Annotated in this window: 29 protein-coding genes and 1 pseudogene; 6 read left to right on the forward strand and 24 right to left on the reverse strand. The window is 46.8% G+C overall.

All coding sequences use genetic code 11. From position 1 onward, the window contains the following. Positions 1-6 precede the first annotated feature (6 nt). The 5 genes from NYE28_RS16665 to NYE28_RS16685 form a co-directional block, all read right to left on the reverse strand. Complete coding sequence (locus NYE28_RS16665; protein ID WP_059367909.1) at positions 7-1,632, reverse strand: (2,3-dihydroxybenzoyl)adenylate synthase; 1,626 nt, start codon at positions 1,630-1,632, stop codon at positions 7-9. Between the two features lie 18 nt (positions 1,633-1,650). Further along, positions 1,651-2,847 (reverse strand): isochorismate synthase DhbC, encoded by a 1,197-nt coding sequence (gene dhbC, locus NYE28_RS16670; protein ID WP_025650210.1) that lies wholly within the window; start codon positions 2,845-2,847, stop codon positions 1,651-1,653. A gap of 23 nt (positions 2,848-2,870) precedes the next feature. After that, a complete protein-coding gene (locus NYE28_RS16675) occupies positions 2,871-3,656 on the reverse strand; it encodes a 2,3-dihydro-2,3-dihydroxybenzoate dehydrogenase (protein ID WP_043020747.1) in 786 nt (261 codons plus the stop codon). A gap of 135 nt (positions 3,657-3,791) precedes the next feature. After that, complete coding sequence (locus tag NYE28_RS16680) at positions 3,792-4,661, reverse strand: alpha/beta hydrolase (protein ID WP_012118332.1); 870 nt, start codon at positions 4,659-4,661, stop codon at positions 3,792-3,794. Positions 4,662-4,836: 175 nt separating this feature from the next. Next, a complete protein-coding gene (locus tag NYE28_RS16685; RefSeq protein ID WP_015240495.1) occupies positions 4,837-5,433 on the reverse strand; it encodes a sulfite oxidase-like oxidoreductase in 597 nt (198 codons plus the stop codon). A gap of 99 nt (positions 5,434-5,532) precedes the next feature. Between NYE28_RS16685 and NYE28_RS16690 the strand changes: the two genes are divergently transcribed. Further along, entirely contained in the window at positions 5,533-6,126 is a 594-nt protein-coding gene (locus NYE28_RS16690) for a biotin transporter BioY (RefSeq protein ID WP_007408702.1), read from the forward strand. 46 nt (positions 6,127-6,172) lie between these two features. On the opposite strand, the gene NYE28_RS16695 is transcribed toward NYE28_RS16690, so the two are convergent. Together NYE28_RS16695 and NYE28_RS16700 are read right to left on the reverse strand one after the other, a co-directional pair. After that, complete coding sequence (locus NYE28_RS16695) at positions 6,173-7,501, reverse strand: SLC13 family permease (protein WP_007408703.1); 1,329 nt, start codon at positions 7,499-7,501, stop codon at positions 6,173-6,175. A gap of 132 nt (positions 7,502-7,633) precedes the next feature. Then, complete coding sequence (locus NYE28_RS16700; protein WP_100001596.1) at positions 7,634-9,124, reverse strand: leucyl aminopeptidase; 1,491 nt, start codon at positions 9,122-9,124, stop codon at positions 7,634-7,636. A gap of 147 nt (positions 9,125-9,271) precedes the next feature. Between NYE28_RS16700 and NYE28_RS16705 the strand changes: the two genes are divergently transcribed. Beyond that, positions 9,272-9,748 (forward strand): divergent PAP2 family protein, encoded by a 477-nt coding sequence (locus NYE28_RS16705; RefSeq protein WP_025285204.1) that lies wholly within the window; start codon positions 9,272-9,274, stop codon positions 9,746-9,748. Positions 9,749-9,777: 29 nt separating this feature from the next. Here the strand turns inward: NYE28_RS16705 and NYE28_RS16710 are convergent, their stop codons facing one another. From NYE28_RS16710 to NYE28_RS16725, 4 genes are all read right to left on the reverse strand, one after another. After that, the gene (locus tag NYE28_RS16710) at positions 9,778-10,419 is read right to left on the reverse strand and encodes a 3D domain-containing protein (RefSeq protein WP_025285205.1); all 642 of its coding nucleotides are present in this window, start codon (positions 10,417-10,419) and stop codon (positions 9,778-9,780) included. A 100-nt stretch (positions 10,420-10,519) separates the two neighbouring features. After that, positions 10,520-10,840, reverse strand: coding sequence for a YuiB family protein (locus NYE28_RS16715; protein ID WP_025285206.1), 321 nt, complete (start codon positions 10,838-10,840; stop codon positions 10,520-10,522). A 68-nt stretch (positions 10,841-10,908) separates the two neighbouring features. After that, complete coding sequence (locus tag NYE28_RS16720) at positions 10,909-11,034, reverse strand: YuiA family protein (protein ID WP_007408708.1); 126 nt, start codon at positions 11,032-11,034, stop codon at positions 10,909-10,911. 174 nt (positions 11,035-11,208) lie between these two features. Then, positions 11,209-12,429: an NAD(P)/FAD-dependent oxidoreductase gene (locus NYE28_RS16725; protein ID WP_012118337.1), complete on the reverse strand. Its 1,221-nt coding sequence runs from the start codon at positions 12,427-12,429 to the stop codon at positions 11,209-11,211. A gap of 311 nt (positions 12,430-12,740) precedes the next feature. Here NYE28_RS16725 and yumC point away from each other — a divergent pair, with 311 nt between their 5' ends. Then, a complete protein-coding gene (yumC, locus tag NYE28_RS16730; RefSeq protein WP_003151984.1) occupies positions 12,741-13,736 on the forward strand; it encodes a ferredoxin--NADP reductase 2 in 996 nt (331 codons plus the stop codon). Between the two features lie 40 nt (positions 13,737-13,776). On the opposite strand, the gene NYE28_RS16735 is transcribed toward yumC, so the two are convergent. After that, entirely contained in the window at positions 13,777-13,920 is a 144-nt protein-coding gene (locus NYE28_RS16735; RefSeq protein ID WP_003151982.1) for a hypothetical protein, read from the reverse strand. Between the two features lie 216 nt (positions 13,921-14,136). Here NYE28_RS16735 and guaC point away from each other — a divergent pair, with 216 nt between their 5' ends. Next, positions 14,137-15,117 carry a GMP reductase gene (gene guaC, locus NYE28_RS16740; RefSeq protein ID WP_032867149.1) on the forward strand — a complete coding sequence of 327 codons (981 nt, stop codon included), beginning with the start codon at positions 14,137-14,139 and terminating at the stop codon, positions 15,115-15,117. Positions 15,118-15,178: 61 nt separating this feature from the next. Here the strand turns inward: guaC and NYE28_RS16745 are convergent, their stop codons facing one another. From NYE28_RS16745 to NYE28_RS16775, 7 genes and pseudogenes are all read right to left on the reverse strand, one after another. Next, positions 15,179-15,400 (reverse strand): DUF5970 family protein, encoded by a 222-nt coding sequence (locus tag NYE28_RS16745; RefSeq protein ID WP_003151978.1) that lies wholly within the window; start codon positions 15,398-15,400, stop codon positions 15,179-15,181. 16 nt (positions 15,401-15,416) lie between these two features. Continuing rightward, a complete protein-coding gene (locus NYE28_RS16750; protein WP_025285208.1) occupies positions 15,417-15,944 on the reverse strand; it encodes a stage II sporulation protein M in 528 nt (175 codons plus the stop codon). After that, positions 15,941-16,645: an ABC transporter ATP-binding protein gene (locus NYE28_RS16755; protein ID WP_015240505.1), complete on the reverse strand. Its 705-nt coding sequence runs from the start codon at positions 16,643-16,645 to the stop codon at positions 15,941-15,943. The genes NYE28_RS16750 and NYE28_RS16755 overlap by 4 nt, the downstream gene beginning before the upstream one ends. Then, positions 16,638-18,293 carry a hypothetical protein gene (locus tag NYE28_RS16760; protein WP_007408714.1) on the reverse strand — a complete coding sequence of 552 codons (1,656 nt, stop codon included), beginning with the start codon at positions 18,291-18,293 and terminating at the stop codon, positions 16,638-16,640. Before NYE28_RS16760 ends, NYE28_RS16755 begins: the two co-directional genes overlap by 8 nt. Before the next feature lie 82 nt (positions 18,294-18,375). Then, entirely contained in the window at positions 18,376-18,711 is a 336-nt protein-coding gene (locus NYE28_RS16765; RefSeq protein WP_003151973.1) for an uberolysin/carnocyclin family circular bacteriocin, read from the reverse strand. A gap of 67 nt (positions 18,712-18,778) precedes the next feature. Next, entirely contained in the window at positions 18,779-19,351 is a 573-nt protein-coding gene (locus tag NYE28_RS16770; protein ID WP_007408715.1) for a hypothetical protein, read from the reverse strand. Between the two features lie 258 nt (positions 19,352-19,609). After that, positions 19,610-20,149: pseudogene (locus tag NYE28_RS16775) on the reverse strand (GNAT family protein). A gap of 376 nt (positions 20,150-20,525) precedes the next feature. Between NYE28_RS16775 and NYE28_RS16780 the strand changes: the two are divergent. Continuing rightward, positions 20,526-21,287, forward strand: a complete 762-nt coding sequence (locus NYE28_RS16780; RefSeq protein ID WP_122504172.1) for an SDR family NAD(P)-dependent oxidoreductase — start codon at positions 20,526-20,528, stop codon at positions 21,285-21,287. Between the two features lie 141 nt (positions 21,288-21,428). Here the strand turns inward: NYE28_RS16780 and NYE28_RS16785 are convergent, their stop codons facing one another. The 4 genes from NYE28_RS16785 to NYE28_RS16800 form a co-directional block, all read right to left on the reverse strand. After that, positions 21,429-21,791: an iron-sulfur cluster assembly accessory protein gene (locus NYE28_RS16785; RefSeq protein ID WP_003151967.1), complete on the reverse strand. Its 363-nt coding sequence runs from the start codon at positions 21,789-21,791 to the stop codon at positions 21,429-21,431. A gap of 78 nt (positions 21,792-21,869) precedes the next feature. After that, a complete protein-coding gene (gene dapF, locus NYE28_RS16790) occupies positions 21,870-22,724 on the reverse strand; it encodes a diaminopimelate epimerase (protein ID WP_043020740.1) in 855 nt (284 codons plus the stop codon). A 123-nt stretch (positions 22,725-22,847) separates the two neighbouring features. Further along, the gene (locus NYE28_RS16795) at positions 22,848-24,065 is read right to left on the reverse strand and encodes a NupC/NupG family nucleoside CNT transporter (protein WP_012118346.1); all 1,218 of its coding nucleotides are present in this window, start codon (positions 24,063-24,065) and stop codon (positions 22,848-22,850) included. Positions 24,066-24,199: 134 nt separating this feature from the next. Then, positions 24,200-24,436: a YuzB family protein gene (locus NYE28_RS16800; protein ID WP_007408721.1), complete on the reverse strand. Its 237-nt coding sequence runs from the start codon at positions 24,434-24,436 to the stop codon at positions 24,200-24,202. A gap of 266 nt (positions 24,437-24,702) precedes the next feature. On the opposite strand from NYE28_RS16800, the gene NYE28_RS16805 reads away from it, so the two are divergent. Next, complete coding sequence (locus tag NYE28_RS16805) at positions 24,703-25,770, forward strand: NAD(P)/FAD-dependent oxidoreductase (protein WP_032867139.1); 1,068 nt, start codon at positions 24,703-24,705, stop codon at positions 25,768-25,770. A gap of 37 nt (positions 25,771-25,807) precedes the next feature. On the opposite strand, the gene NYE28_RS16810 is transcribed toward NYE28_RS16805, so the two are convergent. Continuing rightward, positions 25,808-26,134, reverse strand: a complete 327-nt coding sequence (locus tag NYE28_RS16810) for a YuzD family protein (protein WP_015418136.1) — start codon at positions 26,132-26,134, stop codon at positions 25,808-25,810. Positions 26,135-26,188: the final 54 nt, after the last annotated feature.

Genomic DNA, 26,188 nt, shown 5'->3' on the forward strand with positions numbered 1-26,188 from the left:
CCTTTTTTAAGATTGTTTGATTTCAGCCGGCTTTACTTTTTGGGCGATCGTTTCGCGAAGATCCTTTTTACTGACCTTGCCGACGCCGGTTTTCGGGAAAGAAGCGATAAATTCAATCCGGTCGGGGATTTTATATGCCGCCAGTCCGCGCTCACGCAAAAATGCTTTCAGCTCTCCCGGTTTCGGCGCTTCTCCTTTCGGGATGACGAACACACAGGATCGCTCCCCGAGAAAATCATCCGGCATTGAAACCATGGCCGCATCATGAACGGCAGGATGCGCAAGAAGGTGATTTTCCACCTCCTCAGCGGCTATTTTTTCACCGCCCCGATTGATTTGATCTTTCGCACGCCCTTCAACGATGATATAGCCGTCCGCCGTCAGTTTGACGATATCGCCGGTCTGATAAAATCCGTCGGCTGTGAATGATCTTTCATTATGTTCAGGCGCTTTATAATATCCGCGAATCGTGTAAGGGCCGCGTGTAAACAAATGTCCCGCTTCACCGGGGGCGACATTCCGCCCGTCATCGTCTAAAACCCTTACCTCATCAAAAGGGGACATCGGTCTGCCTTGCGTATTGACAATGATCTCTTCAGGATCATCCAGTCTCGTATAATTCACCAATCCTTCCGCCATTCCGAAAACCTGCTGAAGGGTGCATCCGAAAGCGCTCTTCACGCGGCGGGCCGCCTCAGCGCTGAATTTGGCGCCTCCCACCTGCAGCACTTGAAGGCTTGATAAATCATCACTTCGCGAACCGGATGCGTCCATCCACACCATCGCAAGCGGCGGGACGAGCGCTGTAATCGTGACACGTTCTTTTTCAATTAACGGGAAGCAGTCATCCGGACTCGGCGTCGGTGACAGAACAACCCGGCCTCCGGCATATAAAGTTCCCAGCACACCCGGCGAGCTGAGCGGATAATTATGCGCTGTCGGCAGAGCGGCCAAATAAACGCTGTGTTGATCCAAGCCGCATATTTCCGCGCTGATGCGCAAACTGTATATGTAATCGTCGTGTGTTCGCGGAATCAGCTTGGACAGCCCCGTACTGCCTCCTGAAAGCTGTAAAAAGGCGACTTCCGCCGGGCTTATATCTTCCAGCTGAACAGGCTCTCTATGCAGGCTGCTCAGTTCCTGAAACTCTTCAGCTTCGCCGGCCACAATGACATGCGCCAAATCCGGAAGTTTGTCTTTCACCTGTCTGGCAAGCGCCCTGTAATCAAAACCTGAATGCATATCAGGAATGATGTATGCTTTCGCCTCTGCAAACTCGCAGAAATACGTAATCTCACTGCTTCTATGAGAAGGCAGCGCGAAAACGGGCAGCGCTCCCAGCCGGAACAGCGCGAAAATCACTTCAAAAAACTCAGTGATATTCGGCAGCTGAACGACAACGCGGTCTTCCTTTTGAATTCCGAGCTTATGCAGCCCCGCCGCTAAACGATCTGCCCTTTCATCTAATTCTTTGTAGGTCCAATGTACATCTTTACACGTCACGGCAGTTTGATTTCCGTATAAAGCCGCGCGCTCTTTCAGCATTCCTCCGAACGTCTCACCCTTCCAGCAGCCGTCTTTTCGGTATTTGTCAGCCCATTCTTCCGGCCATGGCGTAAATCCAGTCAGCACGATCCGTTCCCTCCTTTTTTACAACTCATCTTGGTAAAGCCCCATCGCCCGGAGCATGGTGCGGAATTTGGCCGAGGTCTCGTCCAGTTCATCCTGCGGCTTTGATCCGGCGACAATCCCGGCACCCGCAAAGAGCCGGAGAGACCTTGTTTCCGCTTCGGCGCAGCGGAGTGCGATAATCCATTCTCCATCACCCTCAGCATCACACCAGCCCGCCATTCCCGTGTAGAAATTGCGGTCAAACGGCTCAATATCCTGAATCGCTTCTCTCGCCGCATCCGTCGGTGTTCCGCATACCGCGGGCGTCGGATGCAGGGCGATGGCCAGCTCAAGTGATGTCGTTGACGGATCACGCAGCTCTCCCTTTACCTCGGTGGATAGGTGCCACATTGCCTCAGTTTTAATGAGTGACGGTTTTTCCGGCACATCAAGCACACGGCAGAACGGTTTAAGAGCGGCAGCCACGGCGGCCACGACTACGGCATGTTCATGCAGATCTTTTGCTGATTGCAGCAGTTCTTCCGCTCTTCTCTGATCCTCGGCGGGATCTGTGCTGCGAGGTCTGGAGCCTGCCAGCGGATTGGACAGAATCGATGTTCCGTTTTTGGACAGCAGCAGTTCAGGACTTGCGCCGAAAAGCGTTTTTCTTGTTTCTGACGTTCCCGTCACATCCGCAGCGAATGTATAGCCGCGCGGGTTGTGCTGCGCCAAATGCTTGACGGCCTGTGGAATGTCGATATCCTTTTCAGCGGTCAGATGAAGCGTCCTTGACAGCACGATTTTGCTGAGCGGACCGTCCGTAATGTTGAATACGCCTTGTTCCACACCGCTCATAAAGCCCTCAGGCTCCGGAACGGGACGGATGTCATATGTATTGGATTGCGGCTTTTCTGCGGAAGATTCCGCAAACGAAAGCGGGCCTGCCGTATGGACATTCTTCGGTACAAAAAGCCGGGAAGCTTTTCTGCCGTCAAAAGGAATGGCGCCGGCCGCAATCGGATGTTTGATGCCGGCTTGCTTTGCCTCAAGAAGCGTCTGTCTCACGCGTTCAGGCAGTGAATCCAGCTGATTTTCCGCGTCTGTATCAGGCACTTCCGCAAACATTCCTTCCGCAAGCATCGTACTTTTCGGGGAAGCTAAAAAGAACGCCCCGGGCTTGTAAGCATCCAGCACCTCTTTTGCAGACACTTCCGCCAATAAATGTTGATTTGTCATGTTTGTCCCTCCTTCTCGTTACATCAAACGCCTAAAGTAGCGCCGCCATCAACGCATAAATCATGCATCGTAATATGGTTTGCCTGTTCAGAAGCCAGAAACAAAACGGCATTTGCAATATCAGAAGGCTTCGCCAGCTTTTGAAGCGGAATTCCCGTTTTATATGTATCAAGCGAACCTCTGATGACGTCCCGGGCTCCGTTCTCGTCCTGCCACAGCGCCCGCTGCATGTCGGTTTCCGTTGAACCCGGAGATACGATGTTGCAGCGGATATGATGGGCCGCAAGCTCCAGTCCGAGGCATTTCGTAAACATGACGGCAGCCGCTTTTGACGCCGCATAAGCCGCCATGGAAGCACGCGGAACGCCGGCTGCATTCGAACCGACCGTAACGATGGCGCCTTTTTGACGCTCAATCATGTACCGGCTTACAGCCCGCGATACATGAAAAACGCCGGTCGTATTAACAGAAAATGTTTGATCCCAATCTTCATCACTGAGGGATTGCACCGGACCCGGCCGCAGCACGCCCGCAACGTTCGCCAATATTTCAATAGGCCCCATGTCGCGTTCAACGGCGGCGATGATATCATTGACAGCCGCACTGTCAGATACATCTGCGGCAAACCCCTGCGCCTGCACGCCTTTTTGCCGAAGTCTGTCAGTAAGCCCGAGAAGCAGGTCTTCATTTGTATCTATAGCTGCCACATTTACGCCTTGTTCAGCAAGGGCAAGCGCTGTTGCTTCTCCGATGCCTTGAGCGGCGCCGGTGACAACGGCCGTTTTCCCTTTCATTCCCAATGCGTCCATATTATCATTCCCCTTCTATATTGATAATGATTATCATTATCAACTATGATTCAAGACAATCATATCCAAATCAAAACACGCAGTCAATTAGAAAATTAGAATCAGCCGCATTTAGTTCGAAGGGCCTGTTTTTTCTCATGCGGGAGAATACGGGGTATGCGGTCCTCCCGGATTCAGGCAGAAACGCAGGGCCCTGCTGATTAAAACGGGCAGGACAGAAATATGGCCCTCTCCTTCAAACTCGCTGTATTCAGCACGGACTCCATCATCTTCAAATCCGGATAATAAAGAGTACAGCGCCTCTGCGTGCTGCGGGATTCTGCTTTTATGTGTTTTTTCAATTTCTCCCGCAGCCAGCAATACGCTGACTTGAAGATTTTCCGCAGAGAGCCGGTCTGACAAACGCTCCGCTTTTTCCTGAATAAAACGCTTGTTCCAGTGAATTGACGGACTCCCGGCAACATAGGTCTGGAACATGTCCGGCCTCGTCAAAAGCACTTGCAGCACAAAAAGACCGCCCAGCGAATGGCCGAAAATCGTCTGCCTGCCTCTGTCGATCGGATAATCCCGCTCCATCGCGGGCTTTACTTCTTCTTCTATAAAACTCAGAAACGCTTCCGCCCCTCCCTGTTCGGGCCATGCCGCGCCGCGCGGGTGCACCGGCAGTTCTGATTCAGAAAGCGGCATCGTAAAATCACTGTGACGTTCGGCGGAAAACGGCTGATCTGTCGGGTAGCCGATTCCGACAATCACCGCCGGAACAACGCCTGTTTTTTCAGGCCGTCGGCTTTGCACCCGCAAAGCTTCGGCCATTGTGCCGAATACGGAATTCGCATCGAGCAGGTATATGACGGGGAAGCCGGATGCAGGCGGTTCTTCCTGAGGAAAAGAGACAAAGATACGATACGTACGGCCTCCTTTTGAGCGCATTTCTCTTACTTCTGTGCCCGGAACCGCGTATCGGCCGGCCGGCGCGAAACCCCGCTTTATTTGTTTTCCGTCCATTATGTGTTCATCCCCTTTGCGGCAATTGCTTTATCTATGCTTATTGATAATGATTTTCAATATCAAAAGACACCTCAAATAATAGGTTTTTTGCCAAACAAAGTCAATGGATTTTTGATATAAAAAAAGCACCTTATTTCAATAAGGTACCTAAGAACTATATAGTGATAGGGGCTTAATCCCATGTAAAGCGCTCATTCTTCCATGGATCTCCCCTCATATGGTAGCCGTTTTTCTCCCAAAAGCCGGGGTGGTTTTCCTTTGTGAACTGAATGCCGCGCAGCCATTTTGCGCTTTTCCAAAAATAAAGATGGGGGAAAACGCCTCTGAGCGGATAGCCGTGCTCTGGCGTTAACGGCTCGCCGTTATGCGCATATGCCAGCAGGGATGTTTCCCGCGTAAAATCAGAAAGCGGCAGGTTGGCCGTCCAGCCCTCTTCAGCGTGCAGAATGACGAACCCCGCTTCTTTGTGCACTCGCGCTTTTTCAGCGATGTCTTTGGCGCGTATTCCCTGCCAGATATTATCAAGACGGGACCAGCCCGTGACGCAATGAATATCATTTTTCACTTCGGCTTCAGGAAAGGCTTTGATATCCTCAAAGCTTAACAGCATAGGACGGTCAACAAGTCCGTACACTTGCAGATTCCATTTTGACATATCTTCATAATAAGGAACATTTCCGGCGTGAAGCACGGGAAACTTCGTTGTGACATTTTGGTTTGGCGGAATCCGTTCCGACTGTTTTGTTTGTTTCGTTTTCCCGAAAAACATATGGCTCCCTCCATTTAGTAAACCTGTATTAAATCTTTGTTGACAATCAATCACCCTTCGATTACGCTAATCTGGTACAAGTGTAAGGGGGAAAAACAAATGAAACAACGCAACCTTCGCGCGGGCGATATGGCGCTTATCGGCATGTTTGCCGCACTGATGGCCGTCGGCGCCAACATTACATCAATGGCTCCTTTTTTGCAAGTTGCGGGAATTCCGTTATCGCTGCAGCCTTTCTTTTGTCTGTTAGCCGCGATGCTTCTCGGCGCCAGACGGGCAGCCATTGCAATGACGGTATACGCATTGGCCGGACTCGCGGGGGCGCCTGTTTTCGCTCAATTCTCAGCAGGCTTTGCGCCGTTTATCGGAAAGAGCGGCGGATTTATTCTCGCTTATATCCCGGCGGCATTTGCAGCCGGATGGCTGCTGGAAAAAACAAAAAAACCCGGCCGCCTGCATTATGCATGGGCCTCTTTGATCGGTACCGCCGTCATTTATATCATTGGCACGACCTATACGTATATTGCGCTGAAATTATGGCTTCATGCTCCGATCAGCTACGGAATGGCCTGGTTTTACATGATATGGTTTTTCATAAAAGATATCGTTTTAGCACTGTTATTGGCATCAATCGCGCCTGCCGTTTACAGGTCTATTCATAAAGCGACGGGGTTCAGCAGAAACCCGGCGTAAGATGTTCTCAGCATACAAAAAGGCTCCCCTTTCCGGGAGCCTTTTTTTACAGGACAAGTGCGGCAATCCAGCCGAATATCACAAGCGGAATGTTATAGAAAATAAATGTCGGTACGCACGTATCCCAAATGTGGTGGTGCTGTCCGTCGGCGCTGAGGCCTGACGTCGGCCCGAGCGTACTGTCACTTGCAGGAGAACCCGCATCACCGACCGCGGCGGCCGCTCCGATTACGGCAATCGTCGCCATCGGACTGAATCCGAGCTGAGCGCACAGCGGGACAAATATGGTCGTAATGACGGGTACGGTTGCAAATGATGATCCGATTCCCATCGTGATTAATAAACCGACCACCAGCATCAGGAGCGCGCCTAATGATTGGCTGTGGCCGATAAAGCCTGTTGATGCTTTGACCAAGGAAGCCACATCACCCGTTTTATTCAATACATTTGAAAAACCGGCCGCAACAAGCATGACAAACCCGATAAAAGCCATCAGAATCATGCCGTCCGTGATCAGCTTATCCGCTTCATTGCGCTTCATGACTCCGCTGATAAACAGCGTAAACAAGCCGGCAAGCGCGCCCATGATCATACCTTCCACTCCGAGCACTTGTGACAGATAGAGCTGAACGGCAAGCGACACGGCAATGGAGATCAAGGCGATGGCAATGCTTTTTTTCGTATAAGGAGAAGACGATAGTCCGGCAATCTCCTTCGTCTCATATTTCTTCGGTTTCCGGAAGACGATGACGGCTAAAATTAAACCGACTACCATCCCGGCCGTCGGAATGATTAAAGCATACGGGATATCACTGAGCGGCACCTTTAAACCGGCTGCCGCCATATTATCTCTCAGCATCCCCTGGAAAATCTGTCCGAATCCGACAGGCAGAACGATATACGGCGCAGTCAGTCCGAATGTCATCACACACGCGATCAGTCTGCGGTCTATTTCAAGTTCGTTAAATATTTTTAAAAGCGGCGGAATCAATACAGGAATAAACGCAATGTGAACGGGCACCACGTTTTGCGAGAAACAGGATATGATTAAAATAATCAGTACGATTAACACTTTTGACAGGGCTTTTTTCCGCGAATCTTCCTTTTTTCCGATTAGTTTGACAGACGCTTCCACCATTGCATCGGGAAGCCCCGTCTTTGTCAGCGCCGCGGCAAATGCTCCGAGCAGCGCGTAGCTGACCGCGACGGTGGCATTTCCGCCGAGACCGTCCGTAAAAGCCTTCACCGTCTCTCCTAGGCCTAAGCCGCCGGTCAGCCCGCCGGCAAGCGCGCCGATCATTAAAGCTATAATAATATTGACACGCAGCAGGCTTAAGACGAGCATAAGCAATACTGCGACAACAACAGCATTCATTGATGAGTCCCTCCAAAAATCCTTTAGTTTGCTAATGTAGTAGATAATTAAAGTTACCATATATTCTGCGCTTTAGTCAACTAAAGATTTTGGAAATCAAAAAACCCGCTGCATCAAGGCAGCGGGATGCTGTTATCTTTCGGGCGTAAAGCGCTCAGTCAAAACAGCCAACGTCCTTGCCATGACGCCTGTTGCGCCGGCAGGGCCGAAGCATGTCGCTTTATTCGCCGTTGCGGTTCCCGCAATATCGAGATGAACCCACGGCGTGTTTTCCGCGAATTCACCAATGAATGCCCCCGCCATAATCGCGTGGCCTTCTCTTCCCGGAGAATTGTTCAAATCAGCCATCTGACTGTTTCTCACCCGTTTTTTATCCTTTTCTGTAATCGGAAGCTGCCAGATCGGCTCGCCGGATTCTTTCGCCGATTTCGCAACCTGTTCATAAAACGCGGCGTGATTGGTCATGGCGCCCGTCATTTCGTTCCCTAAGGCGACAATGACACCGCCCGTTAACGTTGCGACGTCTACAAGGACAGAGGCTCCGTGCTGCTTGGCGTATGTGATGCCGTCGGCAAGCACGAGACGCCCTTCCGCATCGGTGTTCAGGATCTCAATGGTTTTTCCGCTGAGCGAAACGATGACATCATCCGGCTTCATAGCATCAGACGAAATCATGTTGTCCGTAGACGGTATGACGGCGAGCACGTTTTGTTCAGGCCGCAGTTCGCCGATAATTTCCATTGCCCCTAATACCGAGGCGGCCCCTCCCATATCGCTTTTCATGCCGACGATGCCGGTTTTCGGCTTAATTGAATATCCGCCCGTATCAAAGGTAATTCCTTTACCGACCAGGCCGATAACGTCTTCCCACTGATCTTTGCCCTGATACTTCAGAACGATCATTTTCGGCGGTTCGGATGAGCCCTTGTTAACAGCAAGCAGCCCGCCCATGCCGAGCTCTTCCATTTCATCTTTTTCTAAAATTTCACACTCGAAATCGTATTTTGCCGCAAGCTCGGCGGCATATGACGCCAAATCAGTGGCCGTCAGCATATTACCCGGCATATTCACAAGCGTGCGGGCTGAATTCGTCCCTTGGCCGTATGCCGCTCCGACGTTCAGGCCGGCCTGCACTTCCCTCAGGTCTTCTTCGGTCACGGCGCAGACTGATTTCAGTTCCTGATCCGGCTCATTTGATTTATGTTTATAATCCTGCACTTCGTAAACCGCAAGCAGACAGCTTTCTGAAAGCGCATGAGCGGCATCGGCGGCAGGCACTTCCCCGGAGACGAATGTATCGAGCAAAACGGATACTTCCTGTTTTTTATCTTGATGAATCTGCTGAAATACTCGTGCAAAGCATTCTTTCGTATCTTCAAACGAATAATCCGCTTCTCTTCCCAGGCCGATAAAATAAATACGTTTCATACCGGTCGCAGCCGGAGGGTATACTTTTGATACACGATTGCGTTTGGCGGACACATCACCATCCTTTAACAGCTGGGTCAGATGACCGTCCAATTTATCATCCAATTCCTTCGTAAATCCGTTCAGCGTGCTTTTTTGAAAAAGACCGATGACCAGTGTTTCGGGATGCCGCAGTTGATCAGATGCATAAAACATGAGTACACACTCCTTATGTGGGTATTTGTTATGTAAAGTGGTATAATGAAAAAACATTTTTCATTGATTTTATTTTACCAAACTAAGGGCGTTTTCTGCAGTTTTTCGATACGATCGGAATCAGCAGATACAGAAAGGATGTTGCATATGGATGTACTTATGAATTTTCCTTTACTGGCGAGTTTTGCCGCCATTATTTTTGCCCAAGTTGTAAAAGTGCCTATTCAATTTATCGTATCAAAAAAACTTGACTGGTCTCTTGTGACGAGCACCGGCGGCATGCCGAGCTCCCATTCCGCTGCCGTCACCGCGCTGTCAACCGGAGTCGCTTTGGAACAGGGACTGGATTCGCCCCTGTTTGCAGTCGCCGCGATTTTCGCCGTCATTACGATGTTCGACGCTACAGGTGTCAGGCGGCATGCGGGTGAACAGGCGACGGTCATTAATAGACTGGTCATCGACTTTAATCGGTTTGTCAGCGAAGCGAAGGACTTTCAGAAAGCGGAAGAGAAGGAAAAACAGAAGAAACTGAAAGAACTGCTCGGCCATCAGCCGATTGAAGTCTTCTTCGGCGGCGTCACCGGTATTGTGCTGACATTGATTTTAGATTATTTCTTTATGTAAAAAACGCTTCAGCGGATGCTGAAGCGTTTTTATTCTTTTACCGTTTTGTATTGATTTCTGAACACTTGCATCGACTTGGTTTCGTTCAGCTTTACAAGTTCGTCCTCGGTCACTGTGCCGTTCCCTTTTTTAATCATGTAGACCTCAAGTGTTTTTTTGCCCCAATTGTTATAGACGTCCTTGACGGTGTCAAAGTAGAGGTCAAGGCGGCTGCCTTTAATTTTTGAGCCGGTATCGGCGACAACCCCGTAACCGTAATTCGGTATAAACAGAATCGTCCCGATCGGGAAAACAGACGGATCGGCCGCAACAGTTGAATATAAATCGCGTTTGACCTTCACGCCTGAATATGTAATTCCGTACTGCGGATGACCCGGAGATTTTCCGGTAGATTCCGCTCCGGCGGTATAACCGGTGGCCGTCACCTTTTGTGACGGATAGCGTTCCCAGTCAAAAGCTTCTTCCAGCGGTTTCATCCTGCCTGATGCCTTCTTTTCCGGCTGATTCTGTAAGGATTGAAACGGAGTGCCGATGTTTTTCAAAACGGCGCCGCGATGTTCCGTCATCCAATTTGTCAGATCCTTTGCTTCAACACCGGTTATGGAAAAGTATGTCGCATGGCATGCGCCCAAAAAGAGCACGATCATGAATACGCGTCTGATTATCGTCAATCTGAAATCACTCTCCTCCGAGTCATTGTTCCCAACTCGGTGAGGTGCTATACAAAAAGCGCCGCGGCACAAAAAAAGCTTTCTCAAATAAGAAAGCGGCTTAAAACATTTGATATCCTCTTTTTCTGAGCGCCTTTATGGCAATGCCTGACGTGATGGCTCCCGCCAGTCCGCCCGCCAAAATCACGACATCCGCAACCGCTAATGACATGATACGCTGAAACAGGCTTTGAAAGGATTCCCCCGGCGCCTGCACGTAACTGATCATCTTTTTATTGCTGATAATGAAAAGGCATACAATCGGATAGACAACAGCCATAATCCACGACATTCTAAGCAGCATGTTCAACAGAAAGCCTATGCCGAAAAACAGTACGAAAAATAGTACGATTGAGATCAGGACAACCGGCAAACTAATCACAAACATCCACCCCCTACAGCACTTTCAGTGTACCTCGGGGGCGGTAAAAAAGTCAACGTCTGGAAAAATCAGCGTCTCTCTTTGCCGCTTCCCTGGCAGGAGGGACATGTTTCGGAGCCGCCAAGAAGCAATTGAAAATACCCTTTACCTGAGCAGAACGGACACGCCGCCGTGCTTTTTGCTGTCGTTTTCATGCGGATCACCCTTTTTTCTTAATTTTCTGATAATATATCATATTTACTTGTCAAGCACCAAGTCAGAATATGTAACAAAATAACTCATGTAAGCGAAAACATTCATTTTTTTCTTTTACATTCTTTTGATAGCGCTCTTTTTTAAAAGAAGAGAAAACCCGCGGCCGCGGGTTTTCAGAAGAATTTAAACTTCCCTTTTTTCAGCGTCAGGCCCAGCCCGCCAATCATAAAGAGCGAGCGGTTGTCAATGACCTTTTTCATAAAGGACGCCGGCGTGCCTTTGAGCTTCCTGCCGTATACGACTCCGACGGCGTTATGCTCACCGAGGGAGGCGACGGTTCCTTTAATGTCAGGCTTGAACTCTTCAAGCTGGCCTCCTTTAATCAAACCGCCCAGATTTTTGGCGACCGTTTCTCCTTGCTGCATCGCGATCTGAGCAGTCGGCGGGTACGGCCGTTCCGTCTCTTCATTGATAAAGAGCGAGCTGTCGCCGAGAATAAAAACGTCATCATGTCCCGGCGCCCGAAGATCAGGGTTGACCTTGACACGGCCGCGCATATTTTCAAAACCCGCTTCCTCCACGATCGGATGCCCGCGCACGCCCGCCGCCCAGACAACGGTCTGCGATTTGATTTCTTCCGGCTCTTCATCTTTCTTGCCGACTGTGACACCGTCTGCGCGGCATTCTTGAACCGCGGTGCCGATTTTAAATTCAACGCCTTTGCTCTCAAGGTATTGAACGGCGTAATCGACAAGCTCCGGATCAAATCCCGGCAAAACCGTCGGGGCGGCCTCGACACAGACGATCCGGACGAGACTTTCATCTATATCATAATATCTGCATAACTCCGGCTTGCGGTTCGCAAGCTCACCGAGAAATTCAATTCCCGTAAAGCCCGCTCCGCCGACAACGATGGTTAAGCGGTCAGGGCGTTTTTCGGCCTCCGTATTGTATGTCGCAAATTGGAGCTCAATATGGTCTTTCAGCTGGCGCGACGTATTAATATTCGCGATCGGAAAAGCGAATTCTTTTAAGCCTTTAATCCCAAATGTTTCAGGGACGGCGCCAAGCCCGATGACAAGATAATCATAAGGGATGTCCCCTTGTGAAAGCGTCACCTTTTTATTTTGCACATCTATCGCTTTTACGGTATCCTGCACAAATTTGACCCGTGATTCATTGATTACATCTTTTATTTGATATCTGCAGCGGTCATGATGCAGCGTTCCTGCGCTCGCTTCATGCATCCATGTCGTTTCATAATGATAATTGTGTTTATTGACCAAAGTAATGTCAGCGTCATTTGCCCCGATATGCTTCGGAAGCCTTGTTACTGTCATTAATCCACCATAACCTGCACCTAAAACCACGATTTTGGGTTTATTCAATGCCATCACATCCACCTTCTTTTTTTTGCTGTTAGACGCATAATCAAATCAACATTTGTATTAGCTTCAGCTTATTGGCGGGATTTTATGAAATGAAATATAAAATTTTTTAGAAAACCGCACATGTCTGCATATCACCATACTATCCGGAAGAATCAGAAAACATTCAGGAAAAAACAGATTGGAATTTGTCCCCATATTAGCGGCGGCCGCAATTTTTTTCAAGAATGAAGCGGCCGGGCGGTTTTCGGCACTCGTCATCCTTTTAAATTGTATGTTATAATTAATAACAATTTTCAATTAGGAGGCAATTTGGTATGCAAGAGGATTCAAAGGTTTATGATATTACGGTCATCGGCGGCGGCCCGGTCGGCCTGTTTACCGCTTTTTACGGGGGAATGAGACAGGCAAGCGTCAAAATCATCGAGAGCCTGCCTCAGCTTGGCGGCCAGCTCAGCGCGCTGTACCCTGAAAAATATATTTATGATGTAGCCGGCTTCCCGAAAATCCGCGCCCAAGAACTTGTGAACAATTTAAAAGAGCAAATGGCAAAGTTCGATCAGACCATCTGCTTAGAGCAGGCCGTTGAATCTGTTGAAAAACAGGCGGACGGTGTGTTTAAGCTTGTCACGAATTCAGAAACGCATTATTCAAAAACGGTTATTATCACCGCGGGAAACGGCGCATTTAAGCCGAGAAAGCTTGAGCTGGAATCAGCGGAACAATATGAGGGCAAAAACCTGCACTACTTCATTGACGACCTCAATCAATTCGCAGGCAGACGCGTTGCCGTTCTGGGCGGCGGCGATTCCGCGGTTGACTGGGCGCTCATGCTTGAGCCGATCGCGAAAGAAGTCAGCATCATCCACCGCCGTGATAAATTCCGCGCGCATGAGCACAGTGTCGAAAACCTTCATAATTCTAAAGTCAACGTGCTGACACCGTTTGTTCCCGCTGAACTTGTCGGTGAAGACCGGATCGAACAGCTCGTTCTCGAAGAAGTGAAAGGCGACCGTAAAGAAATCATCGAAATTGATGACCTGATCGTAAACTACGGCTTTGTTTCTTCTCTCGGCCCGATTAAAAACTGGGGCCTTGACATCGAGAAAAATTCCATCGTCGTCAAAAGCACGATGGAAACGAATATTGAAGGCTTCTTTGCCGCCGGAGATATCTGCACATATGAAGGCAAAGTCAAGCTGATCGCCAGCGGTTTCGGCGAAGCTCCGACAGCCGTGAACAACGCGAAGGCTTACATGGACCCGAAAGCGCGCGTCCAGCCTCTGCATTCTACAAGCATGTTTGAAAAATAATATAAAAAAGAGTCTGTGTCATACCGGCACAGACTCTTTTTTATTTAAACATCCAAATATAATTCATGACGGTTCCGACAACGAGCGCAATGACAAGCGCCGACACGACCCAAATCGTGCCTAAAATAATCCGGTCCTGAATTTTCTGGGCTTTCGGGCTGTGCCCGGGCTGTTTTTGTTCCACACCGGCCCCTCCCTTCTTTGCAAATCTATCTATCGTAACAAATGTCTTACAACACCCAATACTACTATGATAACCAAACTGCAAATGGATGACAAGCTGACCGCATATGAGGCAGCATGAAATCATTTGACATTCCTGACAAAACAAAGTACATTATAAAAAGACGAACATTTTAATTTTATTTAATTCTATTATTCGCTTTTAGGGGTGTTATATATGGAAAATGTATTTGATTACGAAGATATTCAGCTGATTCCTGCAAAATGCATTGTGGACAGCCGATCTGAATGTGATACATCAGTTACATTGGGCGGACACACGTTTAAACTTCCGGTCGTGCCGGCCAACATGCAGACGATAATAGATGAAAACATCGCGGCCTGGCTCGCGGAAAACGGGTATTTTTATATCATGCACCGCTTCGAACCGGAAAAACGCCTGGCTTTTGTCCAGGATATGAAAGCGCGCGGACTAATTTCTTCCATCAGTGTCGGCGTGAAGGAAAATGATTATGAATTCATCCGGGAGCTGAAAGCAAAGGAGCTTGTGCCGGATTATATTACCATTGATATCGCGCACGGCCATTCCAATGCCGTGATCAGCATGATTCAATTTATTAAAGAACATGTCCCGGAAAGCTTTGTCATCGCAGGGAATGTCGGGACGCCTGAAGCCGTAAGGGAGCTGGAACGCGCGGGCGCTGACGCGACAAAAGTGGGAATCGGCCCCGGGAAAGTCTGCATCACCAAAATTAAAACCGGCTTCGGAACCGGCGGATGGCAATTAGCCGCGCTTCGCTGGTGCGCGAAAGCGGCGAGCAAACCGATCATTGCTGACGGCGGCATCCGCACGCACGGCGATATTGCGAAATCCATCCGATTCGGCGCATCCATGGTCATGATCGGATCATTATTCGCCGGCCACGAAGAATCACCGGGACAAACGATCGAAATCGATGGAAAGCTGTACAAAGAATATTTCGGCTCCGCTTCTGAATTTCAAAAAGGCGAAAAGAAAAACGTCGAAGGCAAAAAAATGCATGTCGAACATAAAGGGTCTTTACAGGACACGCTGGTTGAAATGGAGCAGGATCTGCAATCTTCCATCTCTTACGCCGGCGGCAATACACTCGAAGCCATTCGTAATGTCGACTACGTGATCGTAAAAAACTCTATTTTCAACGGCGACAGATTTTAACACGCAGCAGGGCCGCTCAAAGATAAAAAAATGACATTCAATATGAATGTCATTTTTTTCATTAAATACCGAAATAAAGAGCCGCACTGGCCAACAGATTAATCACAAAAATAAACAAAAAGATGTAACGAATGAATTTATTTTGCACCGGAGCAAATATAAAGAGATATAGTCCTGCCACCCCAAAAGTAAGAACAGGAAACAGCCACTCAAAGGATAAAGAAATGATATAACCGATAATCATAACAATCGGCACACCGATTAATGATAATTTACTTCTCATATGATTTCTGCCCCTTTTACTTAAAAATTGGTGTGATGTAAGCTTCAATAATGGCAGCGGCGATCAGCAGACAAATAATTATGAGCACCAATATTCCAATATGCCTGAACATTGAAGCCATTATCTTTTTTTCCTTAGAAAAACACAGCCTGATAACCAATTCAACGCCCTTAAAACCAATGGCGCCACTTAATAATAACGCGGGAACTTCAAATATACCATGAGGAATTAGCAGTAAAAAAATCTGATAAAAAGGAACCCCGCTATGCAGATTTTCTATAATAGAGCCGCTTAAAATAAACCCGTTGGTGAATAAATAAAAGATTGAGGTCAACCCAAAGGTAAAAAAACCCGCGGCTAAAAACAGACAAGCGATTGCATTGTTTTTCAGCAGTTCAACCGCGCCTGACGAGCCGTTGTAAGACGCGGTTGAAACAAAGTGATCGGAAAAAAACGCAGCGATCACACCGCCTGAAAAAAACAGCAATGACGCGGTTAACGGAATGACGGACGTCCTGATTGCCGGCAACATGCGGTTCATCATGTATAGATACTCTCAGCCAATTCTTCAATCTCTTCTAATGAATGCTCGGATGACTGATACTCCGCAGCAAAAACGCCTTCATGTATAATACCGATCGTATCACACAGCGAATGCGCCAGCTCCAACAGGTGGGTCGATAACAGGACCGTATGTCCCTGCTTGACGTACTCCTTTAATAACGTCCGTATCGTTTTACCGCTGATTAAATCAATGCCCGTCAGCGGTTCGTCAAGAATTAATATCTTTGGCTGATGAATGAGCGCGGCCGCAATTGATAATTTTTGTTTCATTCCATGTGAATATGTTTTAATCAGCTGATTTCCGTCTTGAGCAAGCTTCAGCGTCTCTAACATATTCTTTATATACTCATTTGTCCGCTGAGACGGTACTTCAAACATCTCCGCTGTAAAACGCAGGTATTCGACTCCCGTTAAGTAATCATATAAAAAGGCATGGTCGGGCACAAAACCGATATCAGCCGATATTTGCCCCCCCTCTTCTGAATCCAGTTCCTTACCGTCAATCATGACGCTGCCTGAAGTCGGTTTAAGCAGGCCCGAAATGATTTTCAAAGTCGTTGTTTTCCCGACTCCATTAGTCCCCAGCAAAGCATAAATTGAGCCTTTTTTCACCTCAAACGAAATATCTTTCAACACCTGTTTTTCACTATAGTTTTTTTGTATATTCACTAATTTAATCATTGTTCGCAAACCTTTCCGCCATATTGATTCTGCGAAGAAACAGAAACATGACTCCATAGTTTAATAGTGTGAACAGGACAAAAATACCTGATGCAGAATGAATAAGCATCGTTTCAAGTTCCGGCTTTTTATAGATAAAATACGACGTGATCGCAGCGATTTGAAGCGACACAATGAAAATGAAAGATCCGTATAAGTTGTTATACGTCTTTGCTTTCCCCGCTTCTCCAATTTCGTACATATGCTCCCAGTTTTTCTTAGGATACAGGGCGGTGCTTGAAATCTGGACAAGACTGTATAAAAAACCCGAACATAAAAACACAATAAACAAGTAAATCGTCAGCGCAGCGGAAGACGGAAAAAACACCGTAATCAAAATGGTGATGATGAACGAATAGATAAGAGCGGCGAGATTATAAATACATACTTTCGGAAACACCAGCTGCCACGCATGTTTGATATTCCGGTGAAACAGATGCTGATTTTTTATTTCTCCGTCAACTGATAATACTGTTTTGAGCGCATCTCCGACGAGCTGATACGAAAAGTTCGCAATGATAACCGCCGCAGACACGATGGCGGCTGCCGAATACCCGATAAAATGATGCGATAGAAGCGGAATACAAAAACCTAAAAACAGCATGAACAAATACAGCATACTGCCGAAGTTCCTGATAAAAAACCCGTCAATTCTCGATAAAAACAGCAGATCCTTTTGAAAAACGGCATGAAATATTTTGTTATTTCTATATAATTTCAGCTTTGGCGCAAAATCTGCGTTTGTCAAAAACATATAAGGAATAAGGTCCATTTTCTTCAGCGTGGCCGACCACAGTTTAAACATCCCCGCCGTTAAAAGGACGGCGGCCGCAAACACCGCAGCGAAAACGAGCACGGAATGTGAGCGGAATGCTAACCATACATACGGCGTATTCATGAGGATGTTCCGGAAAGCCGGTGACTCCGTAAAGCTTGAAATATCCTTTGCGGTATACTCCCCAAACACGAGAAGATAAACGGCATACCCGACTGCAAGCGGAACCAGCAGGCTGACGCTGAATAAAATGCCTTTCATGATTTTCAAGTAAAACAATTTGCTCCACATATTTGTAAGAAGATAAACAACATAAGAAAACAGCATAGATAAAAATAAATTGAGAAGAAAATAAACGAAGCCCAAGAAAAATACGATGACCGCCGCAGACCCGGTCATGCCTGCGCTTGATAAAAATAAAAAGACCGGAAAAACAAAAAGATACCATACGAAAATGGTTTTTTTGATCGCCTGGCCGGCAAAAACAGAAAACAGCTGTAAAAAACGAACCTTTTTTAATTGATGAATGACCTTGCGCGTATCCAGCAGAAAGGCATTGTGGTGTTCTTTAAAGAAGCCGGCAGCCCAAAACAGCTGCTCAAGTGAAACGGCGATTAAAACAAATTGCCCCCATGCGCTGAGGGGCAGCTGAATCAGTTTTGTCCCGAATACAACACCGCATCCCAGGAAAACGAGATATAAACATAACAGAGAAATAATAATGGCAGACAGCAGTTTGCTGTTGAGTTGAGGAATGCCCCAATCTTCCTTTCTTTTTCGAAACGATGACAGGGTATTATATTTGATAAGAGCCGCAATTTGTTTGACTATCATACTTTCAATCCTTACATATGTATTTGGGAGAGAGGCTCTTTTTGCAGCTTGTACAAAAAGAGCAATTATTTATTGATCGACTTTACCAAGCAGCTGCGTATTTTTTGCCGTATTTCTTAATCATTGTTTTTGCTGTTGCAACGATTGCATAAGAAATCGCGCCTGCGCCTGTAACGATACCGATAAGAGAAATGATAGAAGCAATTGTTGATGCCGCATCAATAATATCAATTGCTTTTTTAGCTGCTGCTGTAGAGATGCCGAGAGTAGAAGCTAATTCAGCATTGGCTGAGAATGCATGAGCCGCCGCCACGTTTAATTCAGTTCCCGTTAATAATAGTGCATAAACCAATGTTGCTGCAGCAAGAGCCGCGCCAAACAAAATGAAAGACTTTTTATTAGATTTTACTAAGTTCATCATAACATCTCCCTACTCTGTTTTTTTAATTTATAATAAAATTCAGCTTAATTGACTCTCTCCCGAGCTAAATTTTATCCGCCATAAAATAGTTTAAGAAAATAGTAAAGAGTTTTAGTAAAACAAAACATCCAGTCAAAATGATTCTCTTGCCTTTACTGAGATCGGTCAGTTTTCCCGCAGCAGCATAAAGAGCCGCGATTGATATGAGCAGAAATGGATCCAGCAGCTGCAGACTCAAGCTGGTGCCGCCGGCAGAATATATAAGCGAGGAATCAGCCGTTAAGTAGTTAACAACTGAAAGAATCAACATTTTAAATGCCGAGATTAAAGAAGTCAGCGTATATAGAAGCAAATATATTTTTTTCGGTTTTTTTGTACCGAGAATAAAAGCGGCAACGAATAACAGAAATCCGCCTATCAGAATTTCCACAAAAGTTGTGAAGATCATAAACCCTTGCAGAAACATGACAATCGTACGAACACTTTTCTCCCCGATATCGTAGGTATTTTCTCCGACGGAAGAATAATACGACTGCAGAACTTTATCTGAAATACTGAATTGGAAGAGTAATGAACAGATCAAAATGATGAAAAAAGAACTTAAAAATATTTTTTTATTGCTCAATTGACCTATCATATTATCATCCTTTTCTTACAAAATAAATTAACTATTCTATACTTTTACAATTTAGTTTAATCCTATCAAAAAATCAATATCCTTTCGAAAAATATGACTTTAGAACGTGTTGACAAAGAGCACATCTTTCAGAGTTTTTGGTGCTATGTACCCTTTATTTTTTTTCGAATTTGCAAATAGTATGATTTAGACAATTGATTTGAAGTTTTAGGAAGAATCTGTCGAAAGAGACGCAGGATATAAAAAAGGAGCATATCGTCATGTATCCTCCGGATGTATGATCGCCAGCACCTGATGATCTTCCCATTTTCCATTTATTTTTATATTTTTTCTCGCAATGCCTTCTTTATGAAAGCCAGCTTTTTCGAGCACCCGGATTGACGCCTTATTGTGCGGCATGACTCCGGCTTCTATCCGATGCAGTTTCAGCTCGTTGAATGCATAATCGACTGCCAGCTTGACAGCCTTCGTCGCATAGCCTTTCCCGTTATATTTGCCATCTAAAAAATAACCGATAAAAGCGCTTTGGAGGGAACCCCGAACCACCTGAAAAAGGCTGATCGTGCCAATCAGGGTCTGATCCTGAAGAAAAATGCCGAAGCTGTATTCAGTATCATTTTCCGCATTCTTCAGTGATTATTCAATTCGTTTTTTCCGGCCTTCCAGCGTATAAAAATCCTCTTGTCTCGACATGGCAAACCGTTCAAAAAACATGCGGTTCTCCCTCTGCAAAACCAGTTCCTGCTCTGCATCATTCAAGCTGAGCGGCCTGATATCAACGCTGTTTCCTTCCTGCATATGCATCGCCGTCCTTTTGTTTTGATCAGAAACGTTTTTTTAATTGCCTCTCACCCATATGATACGGTACGCTTTATCGCATCAAGAAAATTCCAAGACTTTACGTTCACCTTTCCTTTCGTGACCTATGTCTGATGTGAGTAACCGAAACGGAAGCACAAGGTTCTTTTGTTGACTTAAACCGTGCTTTAAGCCGTATCATCATATTGTGACAAGGAAAGAATAGTTTTGGCGGGTTTCCCGATGATCTAAAAATCAATTTTACAGAATCACTGCTGTCTTATTTCATGCCTATTTGCGGGATGAATATATTGATTGGATCAAAGCTGAAATGTTGACAAAGAAATGTAAAAACAATCGGAAAAGAGGAGTTAATATGAAACTGACGGGAAATACAATACTGATTACAGGCGGAAATGCCGGAATAGGATTGGCTTTCGCAGAACGGTTTTTAAAAGCGGGAAATAAAGTCATCGTGACCGGACGGCGTGAGCACGCTCTTCAAAAAGCAAAGGAAACATACCCGGAACTTATTACATATGTCAGTGATTTGAGCATTCCATCTGAACGTATATCACTGTTTGATTGGGTGAAAAAAAATTATCCGGAAGTGAATGTGTTAGTAAACAACGCGGGGATTCAACAACGTTTTCATGTGCTGAAAGCGGATGCGAAGGACAATTGGGACTATTTCAATAAAGAAATCACAACGAACATTGAAGCTCCCTTCCACCTGTCTATGCTGTTCGCTCCGTTTTTTGCCGGAAAAGAAGATGCGGCTTTCATTAACGTCTCTTCGGGATTGGCTTTTACACCGCTTGCCATTGCACCGATCTATTCAGCAACGAAAGCGGCGCTTCATTCATTTACAATGAGTCTGAGACATCAGCTTTCTGATTCATCTGTAGAAGTGATTGAAGTTGCGCCTCCGGCGGTGAATACAGATTTAGGCGGAGCAGGGCTGCATACGCAAGGGGAACCGCTGGATGAATTCGCTGATGGTATTTTTAAAGGACTGAAAGAGGGCAAACAAGAAATCGGATATGGTTCTTCAGAAGAACGGCTGCGCATGTCACGGGATAAAGCCGATGAACATACGGCAAATATGTACCATGCGATGAAACATACAATCGAATAACCTCTTTGAAAAAGGAAAACCCGCTTCTGTTGAGCGGGTTTTCCTTTTATTAAACAGATAAACGCCTTTCTTAACAATGGTGCAAACGCCACCGAAAGAAAGACGTCATATTTTTTCATCCTAATAATGGCGGGTTGACCCTTAGCACTCTTCCGGCGTACCGGCGTTTTTGGCCGTGCGGAAAGATGAACCGCAGCCGCAGGAAGCGATGGCATTCGGGTTGTCAATGGTGAAACCGCCGCCCATCATGGACTGTTTGAAGTCAATGATCGTGCCGGTCATAATATCAAGGCTTTCGCTGTCGACCAAAACGGTGATTCCGTGCTGTTCAAACATGCTGTCTTTTTCGCCTTTTTCGTGCTCAAATCCCATTCCGTAAGACAGGCCGCTGCAGCCGCCGCCTTTTACGCCCACACGGAGAAACGCGTTTTCTTCTTCATGCTCTTTCATCATATCTTTTATATGCAAAGCCGCTGCTTCAGTGATGGTTACTGGAACACTCATAGGTAGACCTCCTTTTTTTAAAAACGGATGCTGATATCTATTATAAACCTTGAGGAGAGTATTTCTCAAACGAGCTGTTTACAAATAATAGACGCCGCTGCATACGGTTTCGGCGGGTCCCGTCATCAGTACGTGCCCGTTGTCCTGCCAATTAATCACAAGGTCGCCTCCCGCTAAATGAACGGTGATATCCCGGTTTCGTTCGGAAACACCGTTCAATACGGATGCGACAGCCGCCGCACAGGCGCCTGTTCCGCAAGCCTGTGTAATGCCGGAGCCGCGTTCCCATACGCGGAAATGAAGTTCATCGGCGCTGACGGTTTCCACAAATTCGACATTGACGCCTTCCGGAAATCTCGGGTCTTTTTCAATGACGGGACCGAGCGTTGTAAGAGGCGCTTGATTGATATCCGCAACCGGAAAAACAATATGGGGGTTTCCCATTGATACGGCTGTTCCGGAAAGCTCCGTTTCTCCAAAAACAAGGGTTTCATCGATCGTCCGTTCATCTTCATTGCCGAGCATCGGCAGCTCTTTTTTGGTGAGGCGCGGTTCGCCCATATCGACGGCGACTTCACGCACAATCCCGTTGTCCTCTGTAATGTCTGCTTTCACTAGACCTGAAAGCGTCTCAATGAAAAAGGACGTTTCTTCTGTCAGCTTATGTTCGTATGCGTACTTTGCCACACAGCGAAGGCCGTTGCCGCAATTTTTCCCTTCTGAGCCGTCATTATTAAAAATCCGCATTTTGACGGGCGCTTTTTCTGACGGACAGATGAGGATCATTCCGTCAGAGCCGATGCCCGTGTGAATGCTGGACACTTTAACGGCAATCTCAGCCAGCCGTTCTTCCGGCAGCTGTTCTTCAAATTGATTTACATATATATAACTGTTTCCAAGACCGTGCATCTTGGTAAAACGGAATGAATTCATATCGGCCTCCAACTTTTTTTCTTTTACTTAGTATAAAAGCTCTTCTGCTCGGACACAATACAAATATCCCCCGTTTTTCATACATAAAAGCTCCCTGCATATGCAGGGAGCTTTTATCGTTTACTAAATAAACATGCCGGCAATCGCCGCGCTGAGAAGGTTTGCGAGTGTTCCCGCAATAACCGCTCTTAATCCGAGGCGCGCAATGTCCGAACGGCGGCTTGGGGCCAAACCGCCCAGTGTGCCGAGCATAATCGCAATCGAAGAGAAGTTGGCAAATCCGCACAGCGCAAAGCTGATAATCGTAGACGTTTTTTTAGAAAAGTCCGCAATATGCGGACCGAAGTTTGAATAAGCGACAAACTCATTCAGCACAAGTTTCTGTCCGATATAGCTTCCCGCTCCGAGCGCTTCATGCCAAGGAACGCCGATTACAAATGCGATCGGTGAAAACACGTAACCGAGAATGGATTCTAATGTAATATGTTTGAAACCGAACCAGCCGCCGATTCCGCCGAGAATTCCGTTCACTACGGCTATGAGCGCGACAAACGCAAGCAGCATGGCGCCGACATTTAGAGCAATCTGAAGGCCAGTGGACGCGCCTTTTGCCGCTGCATCAATCACATTAGCGGCGCCTTCGCCTTCTTCGTCCATATTAAAATCGCCTTTTATCGTCTGCGTTTTTTCCGTTTCAGGTATTAAAATTTTTCCGAACACGAGACCGGCGGGAGCCGCCATAAAGCTGGCCGCCAGCAAGTATTCGATCGGAATGCCTAACAGGGCGTAACCGAAAAGCGTCGAACCCGCTACAGCCGAAAGGCCGCTCGTCATAATCGTAAACAGCTCGGAACGGGTCAATCCCGCAATCAGCGGTTTAATGGCAAGCGGTGATTCAGACTGTCCGACAAAAATGTTCGCAGCCGCCGCAAGCGATTCCGTTCTGCTTGTCCCAAGAAGTTTTGACAGTCCGCCTCCGATGACGCGAAAGATGAGCTGCATGATTTTCAAGTGATACAAAACGGCAATCAGCGCTGAGAAAAAGATAATGACCGGCAGAACGCTCAGCGCAAAAGCCGGGCTGCTGCCCACTTTTAACAGCGGGCCAAAAATAAAGCTGATGCCTTCGTTCGCATAATCAATGAGAAGCTGCACACGGCTTGAGAACCATAAAAATACGGCCCGTCCGGCGTCCCACTTTAATACGATGAATCCGAAGGCCATTTGTAAACATAAACCGACAATGACGGTTCGCAGGTTAATTTTGCTTTTCTTCTCTGATAACAAAAAAGCAATGGCTAATATAGCAACTGCCCCGAGCAGCCCCCAAACGATATTCAATGAATCCACCTCTAAAATTTTATTTAAAAAAAGTCTTTATTAAGATAACAATATTTATTTTTGCTGTCTACAAATTTTTTATTTTGCCAAAACCCGGGGCGCAATAAAAAAGAGACCCCGTTCGGAGCCTCTGATTAAAACATCGGATTTTCTTCTATGAATGTATATATGTTGTCAACCAGTTCAGCAGGCGTGCCTCCCGTGACCACTTCGCCGTTGACCAGGGCGAACAGGGACTCCATGCATTTCCCGCAATAGCTTAAACAGCCGTATTCAAGCACGTCCAAGTTCGGATCCTTCTCTAAGATCTCAAGTGCTTCCTGGGAACCGCGCGCTAAATTGCTGACACAGAATTCAATCATCGGATTCATGCGGTTTCACCTCACATATGTACCTTATCCTAACGGAATTTCCTCTATTCGTCAAAGATCCGGTTTCACGCTCAATGTTATCGTAACATATTAATTCAGGTTAAAGGTTTTACTATTACGTGTTTTCTGGTCAATTTGTAGGTTATTTTAAAACTATTATTGTGGTTTTAGATCAAATTCGATATAATTCTAGATGTTATTTTACATAGTTCGTTATTTTGTAACAACATTGACTACCATATTTTTCGGGCAAAAGGGGAATCATTATGAAAAAATTGGTCTTGATCGGCGGGGGTTACGGAAACATGCGGGTGCTGCACCGCTTACTGCCGAACCAGCTTCCGTCAGATATATCCATCACGCTGATTGACAGAAACCCGTATCACTGCTTAAAAACAGAATATTATGCGCTCGCCGCCGGCACGATTTCTGATCATCATATCAGGGTGTCTTTTCCTGAGCATCCGAATCTGGATGTTCAATACGGTGAGGTGGCTTCCGTCGACACGAAAAACAAACAGGTTCTGTTTCATGACCGCGAACCGATTTCTTACGATGACGCGGTGATCGGACTGGGCTGCGAGGATAAGTATCATAACGTGCCCGGCGCGCCGGAACATACTTACAGCATTCAGACCATTGATCAGTCACGCGAAGCCTATCAAAAGCTGAACAACCTCGGCGCCAATGCATCTGTCGCTATCGTCGGAGCGGGATTAAGCGGCGTGGAGCTTGCCAGTGAATTAAGAGAGAGCCGTGACGATCTGAAGATTATGTTATTTGACCGGGGCGACCTGATTTTATCAAGCTTTCCGAAAAGACTCAGCAAGTATGTTCAGAAATGGTTTGAAGAACACGGCGTCACCATTATCAATAATGCGAATATTACAAAAGTGGAAGACGGGATCGTTTATAATCATGATGAAGGAATAGCGGCCGATGCCATCGTGTGGACGGCGGGAATTCAGCCGAATAAAGCCGTCAGAGAACTGGACGCTGAAAAAGATCCGCAGGGCCGCATCGTTTTAACACCGCACCACAACCTTCCGGGCGATGAGCATGTTTACGTCGTCGGTGATTGCGCGAGCCTGCCGCATGCGCCGAGCGCCCAGCTGGCTGAAGCGCAAGCGGAACAAATTGTGCAGATCCTCCTGAAACGCTGGAACAATGAAGAGCTGCCGGAAACAATGCCGCAATTTAAGCTGAAAGGCGTTCTCGGTTCACTCGGAAAAAAAGCGGGCTTCGGTCTTGTCAACGATCGTCCGCTCATCGGGCGTGTGCCCCGTTTATTAAAATCAGGCCTTTTATGGATGTACAAGCATCATAACGGCTGATAAGAAAGAAGCCGCTGATTGCGATCAGCGGCCATTTTTAAGAGCCCGCAACATAGCCGCGCTTTTCCATTTCTTCATATATATCTTTTAAATGCGGATTCCCTTCCCCCACAATGACATCCTCCACCAGCACGAGCGGATAGAAAAATTCATCGTTTCTGATGCGCTCCGCAAGCTCTTCTGTCTCCTTTTGCTGAGGCGGTGCGTCAATATCAATATACCGCATGTGAAAAGGCTGCTCCGGATATTTCCGTTGCAGCGCCGCCTCCAGCCATTCAAACGTATCTTTGGCGCTCGGCATATTCACGCAGCTTGCGCAGAGCGTTTCAGCGCCGTAAACACTGAGCGTAACCGGCTTAATCATGTATATCATCCCCTTTACACCAGTATACAAAGGACGAGGCAGCTTTTGTATAAA

This window comes from Bacillus sp. FSL R5-0443 (assembly GCF_038608285.1).
GTDB lineage: Bacteria > Bacillota > Bacilli > Bacillales > Bacillaceae > Bacillus > Bacillus velezensis.